The sequence below is a fragment of the Myxococcus sp. AM010 genome, from assembly GCF_013372585.1.
Taxonomy (GTDB): domain Bacteria; phylum Myxococcota; class Myxococcia; order Myxococcales; family Myxococcaceae; genus Myxococcus; species Myxococcus vastator.
On record NZ_JABXEO010000002.1, the window covers coordinates 181,449 to 201,079 of the forward strand.

A 19,631-nucleotide genomic window follows, 5' to 3' on the forward strand; every position below is an offset into this window, starting at 1 on the left:
CGAAATCCACCGCAGAGGTCGCTGCATGTCGTCGCTGCCCCCCTGGCTGGCCCAGTTCCTGCCCATCCTCATCCTCCTGGGGGCCATCGGCCTCGTCCTCGCGCGCCTGCCCAAGGTGGAGCTGGGACACTCGGAGGCGTTCAAGCGCCGCCGGCTCTTCAACTGGTTCCCGTTGGGCATGACGTACGCGTTCCTCTACATGGGACGCTACAACCTCAACGTGGCCACCAGCGCCATGGGGGACCGCACCTCCAACGCGGACTTCGGCACCATCTTCGCGTGGGGCACCGCCGTCTACGGCGTGGCCTTCCTGCTCAACGGCCCGCTGACGGACAGGCTGGGGGGCCGGAAGACCATCCTGATGTCGGCCGCGGGTTCGGCGGTGGCGAACCTGGCCATGGGCGGCGTGGTGTACGCGGTGCTGACGCGGGACTGGGCGCCGCCGGGCGGCCTGGTGGCGACGCTGTCGTTCCTCTACGCCGTCAACATGTACTTCCAGAGCTTCGGCGCGGTCTCCATCGTCAAGGTGAACGCGGCCTGGTTCCACGTGCGCGAGCGCGGCCTGCTGGGCGGCGTGTTCGGCATCCTCATCTCGCTGGGCGTCTACTTCGCCTACGACTGGAGCCGGCTCATCGTGAAGGCGGCGCCCACCTACTGGGCGTTCTTCGTGCCCGCGGCCGTCCTCGCCGTGTTCCTGGTGTTGGACTTCTTCGTCATCCGCGACACGCCCGGCCACGCGGGGCACCCGGACTTCGACACCGCGGACGCGTCCTCCGGAGAGACGGGGCCCGCGCTGGGCGTGGCGGGCGTGCTCAAGCGCATGCTGACCAACCGCGCCATCATCATCATCCTCTGCATCGAGTTCTGCAGCGGCTTCATGCGCAACGCCATCATGCAGTGGTACCCCAAGTTCGCGAAGGCGACGGGCATCGGCGAGACGTTCGTCGCGGCCAACTGGGGCATGCTGCTGTGCGTGGCGGGCATCACCGGCGGCATGTTCGCCGGCATCATCAGCGACCGCGTCTTCGACTCGCGCCGCGGCCCGGTGTCCGCCGTGCTCTACGCCGGCATGTCGGTGGGCGCCGTCATCTCCTTGTTCGTCCTGGAGAGCGTCGCCCTGGGCTGGACGGTCATCTTCATGTCCCTGTGTGTCATCGGCGTGCACGGCATGTTGTCCGGCACGGCCAGCATGGACTTCGGGGGCAAGAAGAACGCCGGCCTCGCGGTGGGCATCATCGACGGCGCCGTGTACGCGGGCACCGCGCTGCAGTCCATCCTGCTGGGGTCCATCCTGCCCATGGGCGACGAGGCGAAGACGGCCGCCAACTGGGGCAACTGGCCCTACGCCATGCTGCCGCTGTCCTTCCTGGGGCTGCTGCTGGCCACCCAGGTGTGGAACGCCCGGCCCCAGCCGAAGTCCACGCCCGTGCCGGCCACCCTGCCGGTGCCTCCAGCGGCGCCAGCGAACCGGACCGGCACTGGCGGGTGATATCCGTGTGGCCCCAACGAGGTGTGGCGTCGGGGTCACTCCCGCGTGACAGGGATGTAACGTAGACTCCAGGGGTGTCCCAGTTACCCGCACCCCTGCAGAGCCGCTTTGAGGTCCACGACCGGAAGCAGTTCGAAATCAAGCTCGAGTACCAGCCCTCCGGGGTGGAAGAGACGCGCTACCTCGTGGAGGCGTATCTCTTCCTGCCCGGGAGCCTGAACATCGACGCGGAGACGTACCCGCGAGCGGACTTCTACGCGGACATCCACAACTACGTGCGCTTCAAGACGCCGGTGATGGCGGTGAACGAGCTGCTGACCTCGGACACCTCGCCGCTGGTGCGCCTGGAGGCGTGGCTGCGCACGGGGATGGGGTCCGAGAAGGACGTCGTGTACCAGGCCAAGCTCCTGTCCTGTGTGCTGCGCGGGGCGCTGCGCCGCTTCGCCACCGGGGTGGAGTCGCGGTGTGAGGGGCCGGTGGCGCTGCCCACGGACGCGTGCGCGGTGCTGGAGTCCGAAGTCATCGCCATGCAGGCCGGCGTGACGCGGGTGCTGGAGCGCTTCCGCATGTGGCTGCGCGCGGTGGGGGAGCTGCACCTGCAGGAGCGCTCGCGGGCGTCGCTGCGGCTGGTGGACGAATACGTCAGCCTCCTGGTGGAGGGCGGCTTCCGGCGCTCGGTGGCGGACATGAAGGCGCTGCCCCGCGGCGAGCCGTGGCATGGGCTGCGCAAGGGCCTGATGGAGGCGGTGCTGCGGGAGGAGGCGTACCGCAAGGAGCACCGGCTGCGCAGCGTGCTCAGCCCCACGGGGGACAACGAGGAGTACATCCTCCGGCTGGGGTTCCTGAAGAAGTTCTGCATGAACGTGCTGTTCCTGTCGTCGAAGCGGCGGCAGAAGCGGCAGGGCTGGGAGGAGATGCTCTTCGCGCTGGCCGCGGGCGTGGCGATGACGGTGGCCACCTCGGTGGCCTTCTGGGCCCAGGAGCGCTACGCGCAGGCCAGCCTCAACTTCTTCCTCATCCTCGTGGTGGGGTACATGGTGAAGGACCGCATCAAGGAGGGCCTGCGGCGGATGCTCAGCCGGGTGGCGGCCATGCACCTGGCGGACCGGACCACGAACCTGGTGGACCCCGTCACCGGGCGCGTCATTGGCGCGTGTGAGGAGCGGGTGGACTACGGGCCCGCGCTGAAGGTGCCGGAAACGGTGTCGGCGCTGCGGCAGCGCGACGACTTCCTCACCGCGACGCAGGGCGAGCTGTCCGAGACGGTCATCCGGTACCAGAAGCAGATTGTCCTGGATGCCCGGCACCTGCCGCGCACGCAGCGGGGCCTGACGGGCGTGACGGACATCCTCCGCCTCAACGTGGAGCGCTTCCTGCGCGACATGGACGAGCCGGAGCTGGCGCTGGAGTACGTGGACCTGGCGGACCTGTCGGTGGGCCACATCCGGGGCACCAAGCGCTACCCGGTGGACATGGTGTTCCGCTTCACGGTGGTGGAGGAGGAGAAGGACCGCCGTCAGGACTCCGTCCAGTTCGTGCGCCTGGTGCTGGACCGCAACGGCATCCAGCGCATGCAGCGCTTCACGGACCCCGGCCCCGGGACGCCGCCCAGCCGTTCGGGGTGGAAGTCCGCGGCGTGAGGTGGGCGCGACGCTCCAGGCAGGGAGGGGGGCGCATGACGCCCCTGGTTGAGGTTTCGGCGGCACCCTGGCGCGCGCGCGGGTAATCTCCCGGGCGCACATGGCTTACGACGACTTCAAGAAGCGCATCCGCGACGACTGGCGTGACACCCTGCGTTCCATCCTGGCGCGCGCCAGCTCCCTGGGCTCCTCCGCCGTGCTGGCGTTCGACCTGGACTCCACCCTGTTCGACAACCGGCCCCGGCAGGCCCGCATCCTCCGGGAGTATGGCGCCGCCCGCTCGCTGGCCGTGCTGGCCGCCTGCGAGCCGCGCCACTGGGTGACGGGTTGGGACATGAAGGAGGCCATGCGCGCCTGCGGCCTGGAGGACGCCCTGGTGGAGTCCCAATTCGCCGATGCCCGCCGCTTCTGGGCCGAGCGCTTCTTCACCAGCGACTACTGCGTGGACGACGAGGCCATCGACGGCGCGGCCAGCTTCACCCACGCGGTGGTGGCCACCCGCGCGCGGCTCGTCTACGTCACCGGCCGCCACGAGGCCATGCGGGAGGGCTCCGTCTCCTGCATGCTCCGCCACGGCCTGGCGCTGCCGGATGACGACCGGGTGCACCTGGTGATGAAGCCCACGCTGGCCGAGGACGACGACGCCTTCAAGCGGGAGGCGCACGCGCGGCTGGGCCGGCTGGGGAGCGTGGTGGCTGCCTTCGACAACGAGCCCACGCACGCGAACGACTACCGGCGGAAGTTTCCAGAGGCCACCGTCATCCATCTGGCCACGGACCATTCGGGCCGGCCGGTGGAGTTGCTGGACGGCGTCATTTCCGTCCCGCACTTCGCGCTGGGCTCCTGACGCACCGCGCCTGAATAAGGCCCGGTGTTGACGGGGTTTGAAAGGCTTTGAAGTCCCCCTGCCGCGCGCTATTGAGTCGCTCGGCGTTCGCCGCCCCGGGAGCCCCGGGGGCGGCCTGCATGGAGGCATCCCGCGGTGGCCAGCCCGTACTCGAAAGAACTGCTGTTGGACATGTACCGGAAGATGTACCTCATCCGTCGCTTCGAGGAGCGCGCGGGTCAGCAGTACACGCTGGGGAAGATCGCCGGGTTCTGCCACCTCTACATCGGCCAGGAGGCCGTGGCGGTGGGACCGGCGGAAGCCCTGCGTCCGGACGACTACATGCTCAGTGCGTACCGTGACCACGGCCAGCCGCTGGCCCGTGGCAGCGACGCGGGCATGGTCATGGCCGAGCTGATGGGCCGGGGCACCGGCTACAGCAAGGGCAAGGGCGGCTCGATGCACATCTTCGACATCGAGCATCACTTCTATGGCGGCTACGGCATCGTCGGCGGCCAGATTCCCCTGGCGGCGGGCATGGCCTTCGCCAGCCGCTACCGCAACGAGGACCGCGTCACGCTCTGCTACTTCGGCGACGCGGCCGCCAACCAGGGCTCCTTCCACGAGACGCTCAACATGGCGTCCAAGTGGAAGCTCCCGGTCATCTACATCTGCGAGAACAACCGCTACGGGATGGGCACGGCCATCTCCCGGACGTCGGCGGTGCCGGAAATCTACAAGCGCGCCAGCGCCTACGACATGCGCGGCGAGCCGGTGGACGGCATGGACGTGCTGACCATGTACGAGGCCGTCAAGGACGCCGCCGAGTACTGCCGCGCCGGCAAGGGCCCCGTGCTGCTGGAGGCCAACACGTACCGCTTCCGCGGTCACTCCATGGCCGACCCCGCCACCTACCGCACCAAGCAGGAGGTGGAGGCGGAGCGCAAGGGCGACCCGATCCCGAAGCTGCGCGCCTACATCCAGAAGCAGGGGCTGGCCCAGGACGACGTCTTCGAGTCCATCGAAGAGGAGATCAAGGCGCGGGTGGACCAGGCGGTGAAGTTCGCCGACGAGTCGCCCGAGCCCAGCCTGGACGAGCTGTGGCGCGACACCATCGTGGAGGAGGGCGAAGAAGACGTGCGCCCCCGCGAGCGCGTGTTGGGTCAGAAGGTGAACTGGCCGAAGTACCCCAGTGGCCAGGAGCTGAAGGTGACGTGGGACCTGGAGCCGCGCGAGCAGGCCGAGGCGGCCGACAAGAAGGCGGGCCTCATCCGCTAGGCGCGCGCTGACCTGTCTACCAACCCTTTTTCAGATTCGAGTCGGAGCCGACGATGCCCGAGTTGATGTACCGCGAGGCGCTGAACCAGGCGCTCGCCGAGGAAATGGAGCGCGACGCCAACGTCTATCTGATTGGCGAGGAAGTGGGCCGCTACAACGGCGCCTTCAAGGTGTCGCAGGGCCTGCTGGACAAGTTCGGGAGCGCGCGCATCATCGACGCGCCCATCGCCGAGCTGGGCTTCACCGGCCTGAGCGTGGGCGCGGCCATGGTGGGCTTGCGCCCCGTGGTGGAGATGATGACCTGGAACTTCGCGATTCTCGCGATGGACCAGATCGTCAACAACGCCGCCAAGCTGCGGCACATGTCCGGTGGCCAGCTGCGCTGCCCCATCGTGTTCCGCGGCCCGGGTGGCGCCGGTGGCCGGCTGTCCAGCCAGCACAGCCAGGCGCTGGAGGCCAACTACGCGCACTTCCCGGGCCTGAAGGTGATTGCGCCCGCCACGCCCGCGGACGCCAAGGGCATGCTCAAGGCGGCCATCCGGGACGACAACCCGGTGGTCATGTTCGAGGGCGAGCGGCTCTACGCCATCAAGGGCGAGGTGCCGGAGGGCGAACACGTCGTGCCGCTCGGCAAGGCGGACGTGAAGCGCGAGGGCACGGACGTCACCATCATCACCTGGAGCCGCATGTACTACTTCTGCATGCAGGCGGCCGAGGAGCTGGCGAAGGAGGGCATCAGCGTGGAGGTCCTGGACCTGCGCACGCTGCGGCCCCTGGATGAGGAGGCCATCCTGGCGAGCGTGCGCAAGACGAACCGCGCCGTCATCGTGGAGGAGGGCTGGGTGCTCGCCGGCGTGGGCGCGTCCGTGGTGGACATCATCCAGTCCAAGGCGTTCGACGACCTGGACGCGCCGGTGGAGCGCGTCACGGGCCTGGACGTCAACATGTCCTATGCCGCGAACCTGGAGAACGCGACGCAGCCGGACGCACCGAAGATCATCGCCGCGGTGAAGAAGGTGCTGTACCGCGAGGGAGCCTGAACGCGCATGGCCATTCCCATCCAGATGCCGAGCCTGTCCCCGACGATGACGGAGGGGAAGATCGTCAAGTGGCTCAAGAAGCAGGGGGACAAGGTGTCCTCCGGCGAGGCCGTGGCCGAGGTGGAGACGGACAAGTCCAACCTCGAAATCGAAGCCTACGACGACGGGTACCTGGTGCAGGTGCTCGTCGGCGAGGGCGAGCTGGCCAAGGTGGGCGCGCCCATCGCCTACCTCGGCGCGAAGGGTGAGAAGGTGGACGCCGGCAAGCAGGCCGCGCCCACCCCCGCCGCCGCGACGCCTCCCGAGCAGAAGCCCCCGCCGGCGCCCGAGGCCCCCGCGCAGCCCGCGCCGTCGGGTGGCGGCGACAACCGCATCGCCATCCAGATGCCGAGCCTGTCCCCGACGATGACGGAGGGGAAGATCGTCAAGTGGCTCAAGAAGCAGGGGGACAAGGTGTCCTCCGGCGAGGCCGTGGCCGAGGTGGAGACGGACAAGTCCAACCTCGAAATCGAAGCCTACGACGACGGGTACCTGGTGCAGGTGCTCGTCGGCGAGGGCGAGCTGGCCAAGGTGGGCGCGCCCATCGCCTACCTCGGCGCGAAGGGTGAGAAGGTGGACGCCGGCAAGCAGGCCGCGCCCACCCCCGCCGCCGCGACGCCTCCCGAGCAGAAGCCCCCGCCGGCGCCCGAGGCCCCCGCGCAGCCCGCGCCGTCGGGTGGCGGCGACAACCGCATCGCCATCCAGATGCCGAGCCTGTCCCCGACGATGACGGAGGGGAAGATCGTCAAGTGGCTCAAGAAGCAGGGGGACAAGGTGTCCTCCGGCGAGGCCGTGGCCGAGGTGGAGACGGACAAGTCCAACCTCGAAATCGAGGCCTACGACGACGGCACCCTGGCGGAAATCGTCGTCGGGGAGAACCAGATGGCGAAGGTGGGCGCGCCCATCGCGTACCTCACCGCGAAGGGCGCCAAGGCGGCTCCGTCCGCGCCTGCGGCGAAGCCCGCGGTGTCCGCTCCGGCTCCCGAGAAGCCCGCGGCGCCCGCTCCGGCGGCGCCGAAGGCCGCGCCTGCTCCGGCGGCCCCGGCCCAGGCGGGGGGCCGGCGTCTGCGCGCCAGCCCCGTGGCGAAGAGAATCGCGCGTGAGAAGGGGCTGGACCTCACCCAGGTGAGCGGCTCCGGTCCGTCCGGCCGCGTGGTGAAGCGCGACATCGAGGAGGCGCTCGCGCGTGGACCGGCGGCGGCTCCCGCCGCGAAGAAGGCCCCGGCCGCGCAGCCCGCTCCGGGCGTGCGTCCCGAGCCGACCGTGGTGCCCCTCTCGTCCATGCGCAAGGTCATCGCGCAGCGGATGACGGAGGTGAAGCCCGGCGTGCCTCACTTCTACCTCACCATCGAGGTGGACATGGAGGCGGCGTCGAAGGTGCGCGAAGAGGCGAAGGCGTTGGACCTCAAGGTCTCCGTCAACGACCTCATCGTGAAGGCCGTGGCCATGGCGGTGCGCCGCTACCCGAAGATCAACGTCTCGCTGCAGGGCGACAAGGTCGTCCAGTTCCACAGCGTGGACGTGGGCATCGCGGTGGCGCTGGAGGAGGGCCTCATCACGCCCATCCTCCGGGATGCGGACCAGAAGGGCCTGCAGGCCATCGCGTCGGGCGTGCGGGAGCTGGCGGAGCGCGCCCGCAAGCGCGCCCTCCGGCCGGAGGAATACACCGGCGGCTCCATCACCGTCAGCAACCTGGGCATGTACGGCATCGACCAGTTCGTCGCCGTCATCAACCCGCCGCAGGCCTCCATCCTCGCGGTGGGCGCCGTCTCCGAGAAGGCGGTGGTGCGCGACGGTCAGCTGGCGGTCCGGAAGATGATGACCGCGACGCTGTCGTGCGACCACCGCGTCATCGACGGTGCCATTGGCGCCGAGTTCCTGCGCGAGCTGCGCGGGCTGCTCGAGCACCCCACGCGGCTGCTGTTCTAGGCCGTCCCGTTGCCCCGCTCCGCGCGCCCGTCCTGGGGCACGCGAGGGCGGGGCAGGGCCTGCCCTTGCTACTTGCGCGTCGGCTCCTTGCGGCCATGCGCCTCCTGCTCCAGCTTGCGCTGGGTCTCCGTCACGCCTGCCTGCCGCTCGCGCGACGTCCCCGTCGGCAGCTCGTTCTCCTCGTCGTCCGAGCGACCGCGGATTCCGGGCCAGGGCTGTGGGTGCGTTCCCTCCACATGCTCGATGCGCTCCGCGTAACCGTTGTCTCCGGCTGCGTTCTGCTTCGTCTCCTCGGATTTACCCTTGCTGTCCGCCATGTCGTGTCCTCCCAAGCAGGTGCCATCCGGCACGCTTCGTGGCGGTAACGGTGGGACGTGCGCCGTGCGCTGACCACCCACAAGCGGGTTGCATGGCTTGCCCCCCTGCCTGCCCCACGAGCGCGAAAAAAAGGTCGGCGGCCGTGGGTGTTCGCTGCTTAACTTGCTCCCAATGAACGACGACATGACACGCGAACGGCTTGCCCAGGGTGTGTCGGAGTTGGAGTCGCGCGGAGGCCCGCCGCTGCCGCTCGCGGCGTCGCTGCACCAGGCGCTGGAAGGCGCCGTCTTTCCGCTGTCCGCGCGGCAGTTGACCTGGGTGGCCCGTGAGAACGAGGCCCCGGCCCTGGTGCTCTCGCTCCTGGGTTCACTGCCCCGGGCCAGCTTCGGCTCCGTGGACGCCGTGGCCCGGGCGCTGGAAGGCGACCTGGAGGCCACGGTTCCGCAGCAGTCGGCTTCTTCGCGCTGAGAGGTGCGGCGCGTCAGGCGCTCGCTCTATCCTGGTGGTGCGCGCGGTACCCAGCAGATCGCGAAGGGGTTGAGGCGCTATCCTGGGCCTTACCAGCCTGGCCCCCTTCATGGGACGCTGGCCAGGAGGAGCGTCATGAACCCGTCTGAACTCCCCGCGGTCCTCTACGTCGACGACGACGCGCTGAACCTCCGGGTCTTCGACGCGAACTTCGGGCAGCGCTTCCGCATCTTCCGCAGCTCCTCGCCCAGCGAGGCCTTGGCGCTCCTGGAGCAGCGCAGGGGCGAGATTGGCGTCATCCTCTCCGACCAGCGGATGCCCGGCATGACGGGCGTGGAGCTGCTGGAGCGGGCGCGCACGATTGCGCCGGACGCCAAGCGCATGCTCGTCACGGCCTACGCGGACATGCAGGCCGTCATCGACGCCGTCAACCGCGGTCAGGTGACGCGCTACTTCGTCAAGCCGTGGGACCGGACGGAGCTCCAGGCCGCGCTCGACGACGCGCTCAAGATTGCCCGGCTGGAGCTGCGCATCCGCGAGGTGGAGGGCCGGATGATGAAGTCCGAGCGTCTGGCCACCCTGGGGCAGGTGACGGCGGGCATCGCGCACGAGCTGATGGGGCCGGTGGGCTACCTGTCGCAGAACGTGGTGTCGCTGCAGCGCGACCTGGGCAGCGTCATCCAGTACGTGTCGCGGCACCTGCAGACGGACCCCGACGCCACCGTGGCGGAGACGGTGGAGGACCTGCCCGCCCTCATCAAGGACCTGGCGGAGGGCGCGGAGCACCTGCGGCAGGTGGCGCTGGGCCTGCGCGCCCAGGCGCGCGGTGAGGACCTGGAGGCCACGGCGGACGTCGCGGAGGTGGTGTCCTTCGCGGTGAAGCTGGCGCGCGCCGAGGTGCGGGAGCGGGCGCGGCTGACCAGCAACGGCGAGGCCGTGCGCGTCACCTTCGGCCCGGTGAAGCTGTGCCAGGTGCTGCTCAACCTCATCGTCAACGCGGCGCAGGCCATGGGCACCACGGGACGTCCCGGGCGCATCGAGGTCCGGTGGACGGCGCGTGCCGACGACGTGGTGCTGACCGTGGCGGACAACGGCTGCGGCATTCCCATGGAGCTGCAGGAGCGCGTCTTCCAGCCCATGTTCACCACCAAGCCCGTGGGCGTGGGGACCGGCCTGGGCCTGTCCATCTGCCGCGAGCTCGTCACGCAGTTCGGCGGCAGCCTCCGGTTGTCCTCCACGCAAGGGGAGGGCACCGAAATCGAAATCACCCTCCGGCGAGCCCCGCTCCCCTGAGTCCGAAGGCGTTGCTGAGCATGCGCCACACGCGGTGCAGCGTCTGTGTCTCGGCGGCGCGGATATCCTCCACCAGCACCGCGCGGCGCAGCGGGCCCTCTTCGTTGTCTTGCGCGTACTCCACCACCAGCGCGTAGCGAGGCCCGGGACGCTCCACCATGTGGACGGCCCGCACCGCGTCGAAGGGCACCACCGCCGCGCGGGTGGCGCCGGGTGTCCGGGCCAGTTGTTCCAGCCGCAAGGACTCGGTGCGGAAGTGAAGGATGAAGCGCCGGCGGCCCAGCCGCGACTCCAGCTTGAGGGCCAGCCCCACCAGGGCCGCCGCCAGCAGGCCCAGTGTGAAGGCCGCCGTCGCGCCTTCCCGGACGCCCACCAGGATGGCGGCGCCCACCGCGCACCCCAGCCCAACGCCGACGAACAACCCAGGCAGGACACGCCGCGCCCAGGGCGGCGGCAGGGATTCGCCCACCAGCCGTCCGCCGTCATAGCGCAGCCTCACGTCGCCCAGCCGCCCGGGGACCCGGTTGTCCTGCAATGCGTCCTCGAAGCTCGCCACGCCCCCAGCATAGCGGGCCTGAAATGCGGGCTTCGTAGTTGGAAGTAAGCTGTGCGAATCTGCGTGGCCATGGAGCTCCCGTTCGAAACCGGTGAGGGTGAAGGAGGGGAAGGGGGGACGCTCGCGTCGACGGTGCTGGTGGTGGATGACGAGCCCGTCGTGCTGGACATCTGCGCCCGCCTCCTGGAGCGAGATGCCGACCTGGTGGTGACGCTGGCAGCGAGCGCGGAGGAGGCCCTCCCGCTGCTGGCCGAGCAGCGCTTCGATGTCCTGGTGACGGACAAGAACCTGCCCGGCATGGGCGGCGTGGAGCTCATCGCCGAGGCGCGCCGTCTCCAGCCGTCCCTGGAAGCGGTGATGATTACCGGCTACGCCAGCTCCGAAAGCGTCGTCGCCGCCTTCGCCGCGGGCGCCAGTGACTACATCCTCAAGCCCTTTGACGACTTGCGGGTGCTGCGCGCCAAGGTGCGCGCCGCCCTGGAGCGCCGGACGGCGGGCCTGCTCGTGCGGGAGCAGGCGCGAGAGGTGGCCCGAGAGGCCGCGGCCCTCCTGGCCTCCGGACAGGACGCGCCGGAGCCCGCCTACGAAGCCCTGGAGGCGGAGCTGCGGGCCTACGAGGAAGCGGTGCGCCTGGGCCTCAATGGCCGGGTGGCCGTCGTGGGCAGCGCGAACACCGTCGCCGTCATGCAGGACGCCGGCTTCGAGGCGGTGGAGCTGCCGCCCTACGCGCCCGAGCTGGAGCGCGTGGACGTCGTCATCGTGGAGACGGGCGACCCCCAGTGGCGCACGTTGGCCGAGCGCCTTCAGCGCAAACCGCCGGACGTGCTGCTGCTCGCCAGTCCCCAGGCGGACCTGGGCGACTTGTTGGAGGCGATTACGCTGCGCATGGACCTGGTGGGCTTCGGCACCAGCCAGGGCGCCGTCGCGCTGCCGGAGAAGGTGCGCATGTTGCTGCTGCGCAGGGGCGTGCAGCGGGCGCAAGATCGGCTCGCGGCGGCGCTCGCCACCTTCCGGCAGAGCATCGCCGCGCCGCTCCCCTGAGGCCCCCGCCGAGGCGTGGGGAGGAGCGCGCAGGCCGCGCCTCGACAGCGTCGCCGGGCCGTCGGCGTCTAGCCCGCAAAGCGAAACGCCCACCTTCTTTTCAGAAGGTGGGCGTCTCAGTGTGACCCTGCCGGGATTCGAACCCGAGTTTGAGCCGTGAGAGGGCTCCGTCCTAACCGCTAGACGACAGGGCCAAAACTTGCTTCAGGCGCTGCTAACTGCCCGCGATTTCTACCTTTTTTCGTCTGCCTTCGTCAACCCTTTTTGTTTCGTGCTGCCCAGGTTGCTTCGGACTGACGAGGACTGCAACTGCGGGACGACAAGCTGGGGAACTAGGATTCGAACCTAGATAAGCAGAGTCAGAGTCTGCTGTCCTGCCGTTAGACGATTCCCCAAGGACCTGCTCGGCTGCGGCGCTTCTCTACCAACACCACTTCGGGACTGCAACAACTTCGGTGCGGCGTTTACTTCTTCCTGCTCTTCGTCGTCGTCGGCTTCTTGGCGGGCCTGGCTGCCTGCTGGGTCGGGACGATGTAGATGCGAACCTCGTCGTTCGCCTCGTAAATGTTCAGCCCCGCGAAGTTCTTCCCCGAGGGGTTGGTGATGTGCACCGCCTTGACGCCCGGCTGGTTCACGATCTGCCGGCGGGGGTAACCGCTCGTCGAGTAGACCGCGCGGTAGTAGTCCATCGTGCCATCGAAATCCCTGGGCGACCGGTAGCGATTCTCGCCGACGCGCCTGGACCCATCCGGCAACTGCGCGCCATTGACGACTTCGGCGCCCGCTGAAACCGCCCAGAGCGCCACCAGCGCCGCTCCGAGCGGGCGCGCCTTATAAAAACCACGTTTCAGGCTGTCAAGGGCACCCATCATGGGTCCGAAAGATAGGGGCCTGCGCTGCTGACGTCCACCGCTACCTGCGCCTGACGGCTCAACCGCGCGTCAGCGCCGCGTCGATGCGCCGCAGGGATTCGTCGCGGCCCACCAGCACCAGCGTCTCGCCGATGCCTGGGCTGGTGGTGTTTCCGGTGAGCGCCACGCGGATGGGCTGCGCCACCTTGCCCATGCCGACGCTGGAGGCCTCGCTCACCTGCTTCACCACGCCGTCCAGCGCCTCCACTGACCACTCCGGCAGCGCGGCGAGCGTCTCGCGCACCTTGCGCAGCAGATTGAGGGACTCTCCGGAGAGGTGCTTGGTGGCGGCCTTCTCGTCCAGGGTGATGCCGGCGCGGAAGTAGACGTTGGCCGCGGTGGTGGCGATCTCCTCCAGGGTGTTGGAGCGCTCGCGCAGCGTGCGCACCAGCGTCTCCAGCCGCGGGTCGCCCTTCGCCTGGACGCCCTTGGCCTCCAGGAAGGGGAGCAGCCGCTCCACCACGGTCTCCACCGGCAGCTGCTTCATCCACTGCTGGTTGAGCCACAGCAGCTTCTCCGGGTTCCACACGCCGGAGGTGGTGCCCACGTCGCTGAAGTCGAACCACTCGAGCATCTGCTCGCGGCTGATGACCTCGTCGTTGCCGTGGCTCCAGCCCAGCCGGATGACGAAGTTGAGCAGCGCCTCCGGCATGACGCCGTTGCGCTTGTGCACCATGACATCCGCTTCCGGGTGCTTGCGCTTGGAGAGCTTCTCGCGGTCCGGGCCCAGGATGAGCGGCAGGTGGGCGAAGTCGGGAGGTGTCCACCCGAGCGCCTGGTACAGCATGAGCTGCGGGAAGGTGGAGTTGACGTGCTCCTGGCCGCGCGCGACCAGGGTGATGTCCATCAGGTGGTCATCAATGACGCACCCGAAGTTGTACACGGGGATGCCGTCCGCCCGCATCATGACCCAGTCATCCAGGTCGCTGTGCGTCTTGGTGATGGTGCCCAGCGCCTTGTCGGTGAAGGACACGGAGCCCTCGCCCGCGGGCATCTTGAAGCGGATGACGGCGTCCGCGGCGGCGCGTCCAGCGGGGGGCTCGGTCCGCTCACGGCAGGTGCCCGGGTACTTGAACGCGCCGCCCGCCTTCTCCGCCGCCTGCCGCTGCGCGTCGAGGTCCTCCTTCGTGCAGTAGCACCGGTAGGCCTTGCCCTCGGCGATGAGCTGGTCGGCGTGCTTGCGGTAGGTGTCCAGCCGCTGCATCTGGAAGTAGGGGGCGTAGGGGCCTTCCTTCCCGGGGCCCTCATCCCAGTCGATGCCCAGCCAGTTCAGCCCGTCCAGGATGGCCTGCACCGACTCCGGCGTGGAGCGGCCCTGGTCCGTGTCCTCCATGCGAAGGACGAAGGTGCCACCCTGGCGCCGCGCCTGGAGGAAGTTCATCAGCGCCGTACGGGCACCGCCAATGTGAAGGTAGCCGGTAGGCGAGGGAGCGAAGCGGACGCGAAGGGCAGGAGGCATACGGGCGCGCGGATTAGCAGGGCGAGGATGGAGGGTCAACGCGGAGGGGCATTCCTGGAGTAAGTTGGATGGCCAGGGAGAACTCGTATGTCGATTCGTCAGGTAGTTCGCACGTTGCTCCTGGCTGTCCTCCTGGTGGGCGTGCCCGTGGCCGCCACCACCCAGCTCCGCGTGGACCTGTCCGGGCTCGCGGTAGGCGCGGACACCGTGGTCCACGGGGTCGTCCGGCGCGTGGAGAGCCGCTGGAGCGGCGACAAGATGCGCATCCTCACCGATGTCGAAATCCAGGTGACGGAGTCGCTCAAGGGCCAGCCTGGGAGCACGGTGCTCGTCACCCAGCCCGGCGGCCGCATGGGGGACATCGGCCAGGTGGTGCACGGCCTGGCGTCCTTCACGCCGGGCGAGGAGGTGGTGGTCTTCCTGCAGAGGCGCGGCCCGCGGGCCTTCCGCGTGTCCGACATGGCGCAGGGCAAGTTCCAGGTGAAGCGCGAGGGAAAGACGGCGCTGGCCGTCCCGGAGCCCTCCGAGTCGCAACTGCTGGACCCCGTCACCCGCAAGCCGGCCGCGTCCGCGCTCCAGTCCATGACGTTGGTGGAGCTGAAGGCCGCCATCCGTGAAGCCCTTGGGGAGCAGACGCCGTGATGCCGCTCGCGCCCCTGCTGCTGGCCATGGCGCTGGGCCAGACGGACCCCTACGTCCGCAGCCGTGTCGATGCGGGTGACACGGGCACGCAGTGCCTCTACTGGACGTCCCACCGCATCGTCTGGAACCAGAGCACCTACGGCAACCCGGACACGGCGGGAGACTCCGAGTTCGACGCGATTCGCGCCTCGTTCCAGAGCTGGCAGGACATCTTCGCCGAGTGCGGCAACCTCACGTTGGTGGAGGGCCCGCGCGTGGACGAGCGCCAGGTGGGCTACCGGCGCCAGGGAGACAACACGAACCTGGTGCTGTTCCGCACCCGGGACTGCAACACCGTGGTGCCCGAGCGTGACGCGTGCTGGGACGACGACACGTGCGCCAACACGTATGACTGCTGGGATGACGACGACAACACCATCGCCATCACCCTCACCACGTACGACGAGCGCTCGGGCATCATCTACGACTCGGACATCTCCTTCAACGCGGCGCGCTTCTCCTTCACGACGGCGACGTGCTTCCCCCCGACGACGACCCAATGCGTGGCCACCGACGTGCAAAACACCGCGACGCACGAGGTCGGCCACCTCATTGGCCTGGACCACACGCGCGCCAACGGCTCCACCATGAATCCCAGCGCGCCGCCGGGCGAGGTGTCCAAGCGCGTGGTGGACTCGGGCTCGCGCGGCTTCGTCTGTGACGCCTACCCTCAGGGACAGGCCAGCCAGTCGTGCCTCCACCCGGTGACCTCCATCGACCTGGGGCCCAAGGCCGGGGGCTGCTCCGCGGCGGGCCCGGGCGGGGCGCTGGCCCTGGTGGCCGTCTGGTCGCTGTGGCTGGCGCGCCGCCGTCGTCACGAGGAGGCGGTCCGGTGAGAAAGGCGCTGGTGCTCGCGGCCGCGTGTCTGGCCACCTCCGCCCAGGCGCAGCGGGGGGAGGAGCCGTCCTATCGCCGCACCCTCGTGCCCGGGCACCCGCTGTGCCTGCTGTGGCCGGTGCGTGAGTACGTCTACCACCTGGACGCGGCGGGCAGCTCGCGCACGCCGGGAGACTCCGAGGTGGCGGCCATCGAGGCGTCCTTCGACTCGTGGCGGCGCGTCTCCGATGGGTGCAGTGACTACCGGTTCACCCGGGGCGAGGACCGGCGAGCGCCCATCGCCGTGGGCTACGACGAGACGCGCCCCCGGGAGAACTACAACATCATCACGTTCCGGGAGACGGCGTGCCACGAGGTCGCCCCGGCGGACGATGCGTGCTGGACCGAGGAGAGCTGCGGCAACGTCTACCGCTGCTGGGAGCATGGGTCCGGCACGATTGGCCTCACCACGTCCACGTTCTCCTACCGGGACGGGCGGGTGTTGGACTCGGACATCGAGCTGAACGCGTCCCAGCCGGCGGGGGGCTACAGCTTCCTCTTCACCACGGTGGACTCGCCGGTGTGTGAAGGCGAGCCCTCGGTGGACTGCGTGGCCACGGACCTCCAGAACACCATGACGCACGAGATTGGCCACGTGGTGGGGCTGGACCATGTCTTCGTCCCGGGCGCCACCATGGAGGCCACCGCCCCGCCGGGGGAGACGCGCAAGCGCGTCATCGACTCGGGGTCGGCCGCCGGGCTCTGTGACATCTACCCGCGTCACCTGCCGCCCACCCAGTGCTTCGTACGGGAGGGCGCGGGGTTCGCGTTGAAGGCGGACGGTCGGGGCAGCGGCTGCGCGGCGGCGCCGGGACCGGTGGCGCTGGGGCTGGTCGCGCTCATCCTGACGCGTGTGCGGCGGCGCGCGGTCCGCGCCGCGGCGTCCCTCCGGCGGGATTAGGGGGCCTGGCGTGACCGTCGCATTCTTCGACCTGGACAAGACGCTCATCGCCGCCAACTCGGGCTCGTTGTGGATTCGCCGCGAGCTCGAGCTGGGGCACATCTCCCGCTTCCAGGCGCTGCGCGCGAGCCTCTGGATCGCGCGCTACCACCTGGGCTTCGTGTCCATGCAGGACGCCGTGGCGCGCGCCATTGCCCAGCTCGCTGGTACACCCGCGAAGCCGCTCCAGGAGCGCACCGCCGTGTTCTACGAGGAGCAGGTGCGGCCGCTCTACCGGCCCGGCGCCTGGGCCGCGCTGGACGCGCACCGGCGCGCCGGGGAGCGGCTCGTCCTGTTGACGTCGTCCACGGGCTACCTGTCGGAGCTGGTGGCGCGGGAGCTGGGACTGGACGCGGTGCTGTGCAACCGCTTCGAGGTCGACGGCGCGGGTCTCCACACCGGACGCGCCCTGGGCACCATCTGCTTCGGCCAGGGCAAGCGCGTCTGCGCCGAGGCCTACGTGCGCGAGGCGGGCGTGGCCCTGTCGGCGTGCGCCTTCTACACCGATTCGTATTCGGACCTGTCGGTGATGGAGGTCGTGGGGCGGCCCGTGGCCGTCCACCCCGACCACCGGCTGCGCCGCCACGCCCGGAAGCGGGGCTGGCCGGTGGTGGACTGGGGCGTGCCGCCCGGCGGCGCCGTTCCGGCCGTTCCGCCCGCGCCGCCGGTGGTGCCGTCCACCGGACCCTGATTCGCATCGGGTCCGGCGGGGACGTCAGCGATGCCGCCTCAGCGGCGCGGTGCCACCAGGCGCATGCTGAAGGTGTAGTCCACGTTCACCGGGTAGCCCTTGTAGACGATGGGCTTGTAGGTGCGGGACGCGAGGGCCTCGAGCACCACGCGCTCCATGTGGGCCACGGCCTTGATGGTCCGGCACTTCTCCACGCGGCCCTGCTGGGTGATGGTGCAGCGGACAATCATCACGCCGCTCGACTTCGCGGCCATCGCTTCGCGCGTGTAGATGATGTCCTTGCCCTGGCCGACCATCTCCGGGCGAGGCATGTCCTCATTGTAGGGGAGCACATCGCCACGCGCGGAGGCCACCGCCGCGTTGGAGAGGACCGGCAGCGCCAGCCCGGTCGCCGAGCCCCTGGCCGGAGCCGCGTCGGCCGCCGACGCCGTGGCGCCTCCCACGGCCGCCGCGATGGGGAGCTCCGCGGCGGGCGAGGCCGTGGGGGCGAGCAGCACCGGCGCGGACATGCCGCCCGGCGTGGCCACCGGCTCCTCGACTTCCTCCGCCGTCTCATCCGCGCTCACGGAGGCCACCCCGACGTGCCGGCCGCCGCCCCGGCGCTTCTGGAGCTTCTGCGACAGCACCACCTCGCCCGTGCCGCCCGTGACGACGGTCTCCATCTGGTAGCCCTCCATCGCGAAGGTCAGCTCCACCGTGACGGAGCCATCCTGTCCCGCCGGAATCTCCAGGGTGAGGGGCGTGACGCCTCGCTCCTTGCCCCGGTAGAAGACGCGGGCGCCGGAGGGCTGGCTCATCAACTTGAAGCGGACCTTGCTCGCGTTGGCGGCGGCCGCGGGCTCGGGGGCCGGCTCCGCGGCGGGCGCGGCGGCGACGGGCGCCGGGGCCTCCGCCTGGGGCGCGGGGGCCGGCGGTGCCGCTTCCTTGTTGGCCATGAAGAACACCGCGCCGCCCGCGATGAGGGCCGCCACGACGAGGCCGCCCAGGCCGCCCGTCAGCAGCGTGCGCTGCCGGGCGCGCTCGACGTCCTTGGGCACCTCCACGCTGATGTCCACCGCCAGCGTGTCACCGGACTCGGTGTTGTTGCCCACGTTGGAGAACAGCGCGGGGGACGGGTAGGGGCCCGTCGTCGTCGCGCCGCCGGGCCGCTTGAAGATGCCGCTGTTGCCGCCCGCGGCCATGCTCGCTTCGCGCAGGCCCTCCAGCAGCTCGTCCATCGTCTGGTAGCGCCGCGCCGGGTCCTTCTCCAGGCAGCGCCGCACCACCGCCTCGATTTCCGGCGGGATGTGGAGGTCCGGGCGCACCTGCTGGAAGGTGGGCGGGGCTTCCTTGTAGTGGGCGAAGATGAGCTCGATGTGGTCGCGCGCGATGAACGGCGGACGCCCCATCAGCATCTGGAAGAGGACGATGCCCAGCGAGTACACGTCGCTGCGCGCGTCGGTGGCGTTGCGCGCCTGCTCGGGCGCCATGTACTGCGGCGAGCCCAGGAACGTGCCGTTCTGGGTGATTTCGGGGGAGAGCTGCCCCTCCTGGGGCGCCGCCACCGACTTCACCAGGCCGAAGTCCAGCACCTTGACCAGGTCCTGATCCTGCTCGTTGAGGAGCATGATGTTGGCTGGCTTCAGGTCGCGGTGGATGATGCCCTGGCTGTGCGCCTCGCGCAGCGAGCGGCAGATCTGCTGGGTGACGGAGATGGCGCGGGACCACGACAGTGGGCCGACCTGCCCCAGCACCTGGGCCAGCGTGCGGCCGTCCAGGTACTCCATGGCGATGAAGAAGATGCCGTCGTCCGTCTGCCCGTAGTCGATGACGGTGACGGTGTTGGGATGGCGCAGCTTCGACGTCAGCGACGCCTCGCGCAGGAAGCGCTTCTGGAAGCCAGGGTCCCGGCTGCTGGGGAAGCTGGGGTTGAGCACCTTGATCGCCACCACGCGCTCGAGCGGTGCCTGCAGGGCCCGGTAGACCCGGCCCATGCCCCCGATGCCCAACGGTTCCAGGATGCTGAAGCGGCCGTTCAGGGTCCGCCCGATGAGCGGATCCGCGCCCGTTCCAGTGGGTGCCTCGGGATTCGGCGAGTCGCCCTTGATCATTCGTAGCCCCAGACAGCAAGCAACATCGGTTCTCCAGAAGTGTCGCCGCACTTCATCAAACCATAC

General features: G+C 69.6%; 18 protein-coding genes and 2 tRNA genes. 13 read left to right on the plus strand and 7 right to left on the minus strand.

Annotation, left to right across the window (positions count from 1 at the left end):
- The first annotated feature begins 25 nt into the window (after positions 1-25).
- The 6 genes from HV826_RS02335 to HV826_RS02360 all read left to right on the plus strand — a co-directional run bounded on the left by HV826_RS02335 (position 26) and on the right by HV826_RS02360 (position 8,241).
- Complete coding sequence (locus HV826_RS02335) at positions 26-1,489, plus strand: MFS transporter (protein WP_176415373.1); 1,464 nt, start codon at positions 26-28, stop codon at positions 1,487-1,489.
- A 74-nt stretch (positions 1,490-1,563) separates the two neighbouring features.
- Positions 1,564-3,129, plus strand: a complete 1,566-nt coding sequence (locus HV826_RS02340) for a hypothetical protein (RefSeq protein WP_176415374.1) — start codon at positions 1,564-1,566, stop codon at positions 3,127-3,129.
- A 100-nt stretch (positions 3,130-3,229) separates the two neighbouring features.
- Positions 3,230-3,976: a hypothetical protein gene (locus HV826_RS02345; protein WP_176415375.1), complete on the plus strand. Its 747-nt coding sequence runs from the start codon at positions 3,230-3,232 to the stop codon at positions 3,974-3,976.
- A 135-nt stretch (positions 3,977-4,111) separates the two neighbouring features.
- Positions 4,112-5,233, plus strand: coding sequence for a pyruvate dehydrogenase (acetyl-transferring) E1 component subunit alpha (pdhA, locus tag HV826_RS02350; protein WP_163779968.1), 1,122 nt, complete (start codon positions 4,112-4,114; stop codon positions 5,231-5,233).
- 53 nt (positions 5,234-5,286) lie between these two features.
- Entirely contained in the window at positions 5,287-6,273 is a 987-nt protein-coding gene (locus HV826_RS02355; protein WP_013939245.1) for a pyruvate dehydrogenase complex E1 component subunit beta, read from the plus strand.
- A gap of 6 nt (positions 6,274-6,279) precedes the next feature.
- Positions 6,280-8,241 (plus strand): pyruvate dehydrogenase complex dihydrolipoamide acetyltransferase, encoded by a 1,962-nt coding sequence (locus tag HV826_RS02360; RefSeq protein ID WP_176415376.1) that lies wholly within the window; start codon positions 6,280-6,282, stop codon positions 8,239-8,241.
- A gap of 68 nt (positions 8,242-8,309) precedes the next feature.
- On the opposite strand, the gene HV826_RS02365 is transcribed toward HV826_RS02360, so the two are convergent.
- Positions 8,310-8,558, minus strand: a complete 249-nt coding sequence (locus tag HV826_RS02365) for a hypothetical protein (protein ID WP_176415377.1) — start codon at positions 8,556-8,558, stop codon at positions 8,310-8,312.
- Between the two features lie 184 nt (positions 8,559-8,742).
- Between HV826_RS02365 and HV826_RS02370 the strand changes: the two genes are divergently transcribed.
- Positions 8,743-9,027, plus strand: coding sequence for a DUF2795 domain-containing protein (locus HV826_RS02370; protein ID WP_176415378.1), 285 nt, complete (start codon positions 8,743-8,745; stop codon positions 9,025-9,027).
- Positions 9,028-9,162: 135 nt separating this feature from the next.
- Positions 9,163-10,320: a sensor histidine kinase gene (locus HV826_RS02375; protein WP_176415379.1), complete on the plus strand. Its 1,158-nt coding sequence runs from the start codon at positions 9,163-9,165 to the stop codon at positions 10,318-10,320.
- Here the strand turns inward: HV826_RS02375 and HV826_RS02380 are convergent.
- Positions 10,292-10,876: a hypothetical protein gene (locus HV826_RS02380; RefSeq protein ID WP_176415380.1), complete on the minus strand. Its 585-nt coding sequence runs from the start codon at positions 10,874-10,876 to the stop codon at positions 10,292-10,294. The two genes, HV826_RS02375 and HV826_RS02380, sit on opposite strands and share 29 nt — an antisense overlap.
- A 51-nt stretch (positions 10,877-10,927) precedes the next feature.
- Here HV826_RS02380 and HV826_RS02385 point away from each other — a divergent pair, with 51 nt between their 5' ends.
- Positions 10,928-11,917: a response regulator gene (locus HV826_RS02385; RefSeq protein ID WP_176415381.1), complete on the plus strand. Its 990-nt coding sequence runs from the start codon at positions 10,928-10,930 to the stop codon at positions 11,915-11,917.
- Positions 11,918-12,039: 122 nt separating this feature from the next.
- Here HV826_RS02385 and HV826_RS02390 read toward each other — a convergent pair.
- The 4 genes from HV826_RS02390 to gltX all read right to left on the minus strand — a co-directional run bounded on the left by HV826_RS02390 (position 12,040) and on the right by gltX (position 14,287).
- Positions 12,040-12,111, minus strand: a tRNA-Glu gene (locus tag HV826_RS02390).
- 130 nt (positions 12,112-12,241) lie between these two features.
- Positions 12,242-12,312, minus strand: a tRNA-Gln gene (locus tag HV826_RS02395).
- 69 nt (positions 12,313-12,381) lie between these two features.
- Positions 12,382-12,789, minus strand: a complete 408-nt coding sequence (locus tag HV826_RS02400; protein WP_176415382.1) for a hypothetical protein — start codon at positions 12,787-12,789, stop codon at positions 12,382-12,384.
- A 58-nt stretch (positions 12,790-12,847) separates the two neighbouring features.
- Positions 12,848-14,287: a glutamate--tRNA ligase gene (gltX, locus tag HV826_RS02405; protein ID WP_176415383.1), complete on the minus strand. Its 1,440-nt coding sequence runs from the start codon at positions 14,285-14,287 to the stop codon at positions 12,848-12,850.
- A gap of 87 nt (positions 14,288-14,374) precedes the next feature.
- Between gltX and HV826_RS02410 the strand changes: the two genes are divergently transcribed.
- Genes HV826_RS02410 through HV826_RS02425 form a run of 4 tightly spaced genes read left to right on the plus strand, consistent with a single transcriptional unit; the run spans position 14,375 to position 17,475 of the window.
- Positions 14,375-14,929, plus strand: coding sequence for a hypothetical protein (locus HV826_RS02410; protein ID WP_176415384.1), 555 nt, complete (start codon positions 14,375-14,377; stop codon positions 14,927-14,929).
- Entirely contained in the window at positions 14,926-15,804 is an 879-nt protein-coding gene (locus HV826_RS02415; protein WP_176415385.1) for a myxosortase-dependent metalloprotease, MXAN_2677/MXAN_2678 family, read from the plus strand. The genes HV826_RS02410 and HV826_RS02415 overlap by 4 nt, the downstream gene beginning before the upstream one ends.
- On the plus strand, positions 15,801-16,745 hold the full coding sequence (locus HV826_RS02420; protein ID WP_407938381.1) for a myxosortase-dependent metalloprotease, MXAN_2677/MXAN_2678 family: 945 nt from the start codon (positions 15,801-15,803) through the stop codon (positions 16,743-16,745). Before HV826_RS02415 ends, HV826_RS02420 begins: the two co-directional genes overlap by 4 nt.
- Positions 16,746-16,755: 10 nt before the next feature.
- The gene (locus HV826_RS02425) at positions 16,756-17,475 is read left to right on the plus strand and encodes an HAD-IB family hydrolase (RefSeq protein WP_176415387.1); all 720 of its coding nucleotides are present in this window, start codon (positions 16,756-16,758) and stop codon (positions 17,473-17,475) included.
- A 38-nt stretch (positions 17,476-17,513) separates the two neighbouring features.
- On the opposite strand, the gene HV826_RS02430 is transcribed toward HV826_RS02425, so the two are convergent.
- Positions 17,514-19,565 (minus strand): TonB family protein, encoded by a 2,052-nt coding sequence (locus tag HV826_RS02430; RefSeq protein WP_176415388.1) that lies wholly within the window; start codon positions 19,563-19,565, stop codon positions 17,514-17,516.
- Between the last annotated feature and the right edge of the window lie 66 nt (positions 19,566-19,631).

Excerpts from the sequence above, each read along its gene's own strand:
- HV826_RS02335 (WP_176415373.1), top strand. The coding sequence starts at position 26 with ATGTCGTCGCTGCCCCCCTGGCTGGCCCAGTTCCTGCCCATCCTCATC.
- HV826_RS02345 (WP_176415375.1), top strand. The coding sequence starts at position 3,230 with ATGGCTTACGACGACTTCAAGAAGCGCATCCGCGACGACTGGCGTGAC.
- HV826_RS02355 (WP_013939245.1), top strand. The coding sequence starts at position 5,287 with ATGCCCGAGTTGATGTACCGCGAGGCGCTGAACCAGGCGCTCGCCGAG.
- HV826_RS02360 (WP_176415376.1), top strand. The coding sequence starts at position 6,280 with ATGGCCATTCCCATCCAGATGCCGAGCCTGTCCCCGACGATGACGGAG.
- HV826_RS02365 (WP_176415377.1), bottom strand. The coding sequence starts at position 8,558 with ATGGCGGACAGCAAGGGTAAATCCGAGGAGACGAAGCAGAACGCAGCC.
- HV826_RS02370 (WP_176415378.1), top strand. The coding sequence starts at position 8,743 with ATGACACGCGAACGGCTTGCCCAGGGTGTGTCGGAGTTGGAGTCGCGC.
- HV826_RS02375 (WP_176415379.1), top strand. The coding sequence starts at position 9,163 with ATGAACCCGTCTGAACTCCCCGCGGTCCTCTACGTCGACGACGACGCG.
- HV826_RS02400 (WP_176415382.1), bottom strand. The coding sequence starts at position 12,789 with ATGATGGGTGCCCTTGACAGCCTGAAACGTGGTTTTTATAAGGCGCGC.
- gltX (WP_176415383.1), bottom strand. The coding sequence starts at position 14,287 with ATGCCTCCTGCCCTTCGCGTCCGCTTCGCTCCCTCGCCTACCGGCTAC.
- HV826_RS02410 (WP_176415384.1), top strand. The coding sequence starts at position 14,375 with ATGTCGATTCGTCAGGTAGTTCGCACGTTGCTCCTGGCTGTCCTCCTG.
- HV826_RS02430 (WP_176415388.1), bottom strand. The coding sequence starts at position 19,565 with ATGATCAAGGGCGACTCGCCGAATCCCGAGGCACCCACTGGAACGGGC.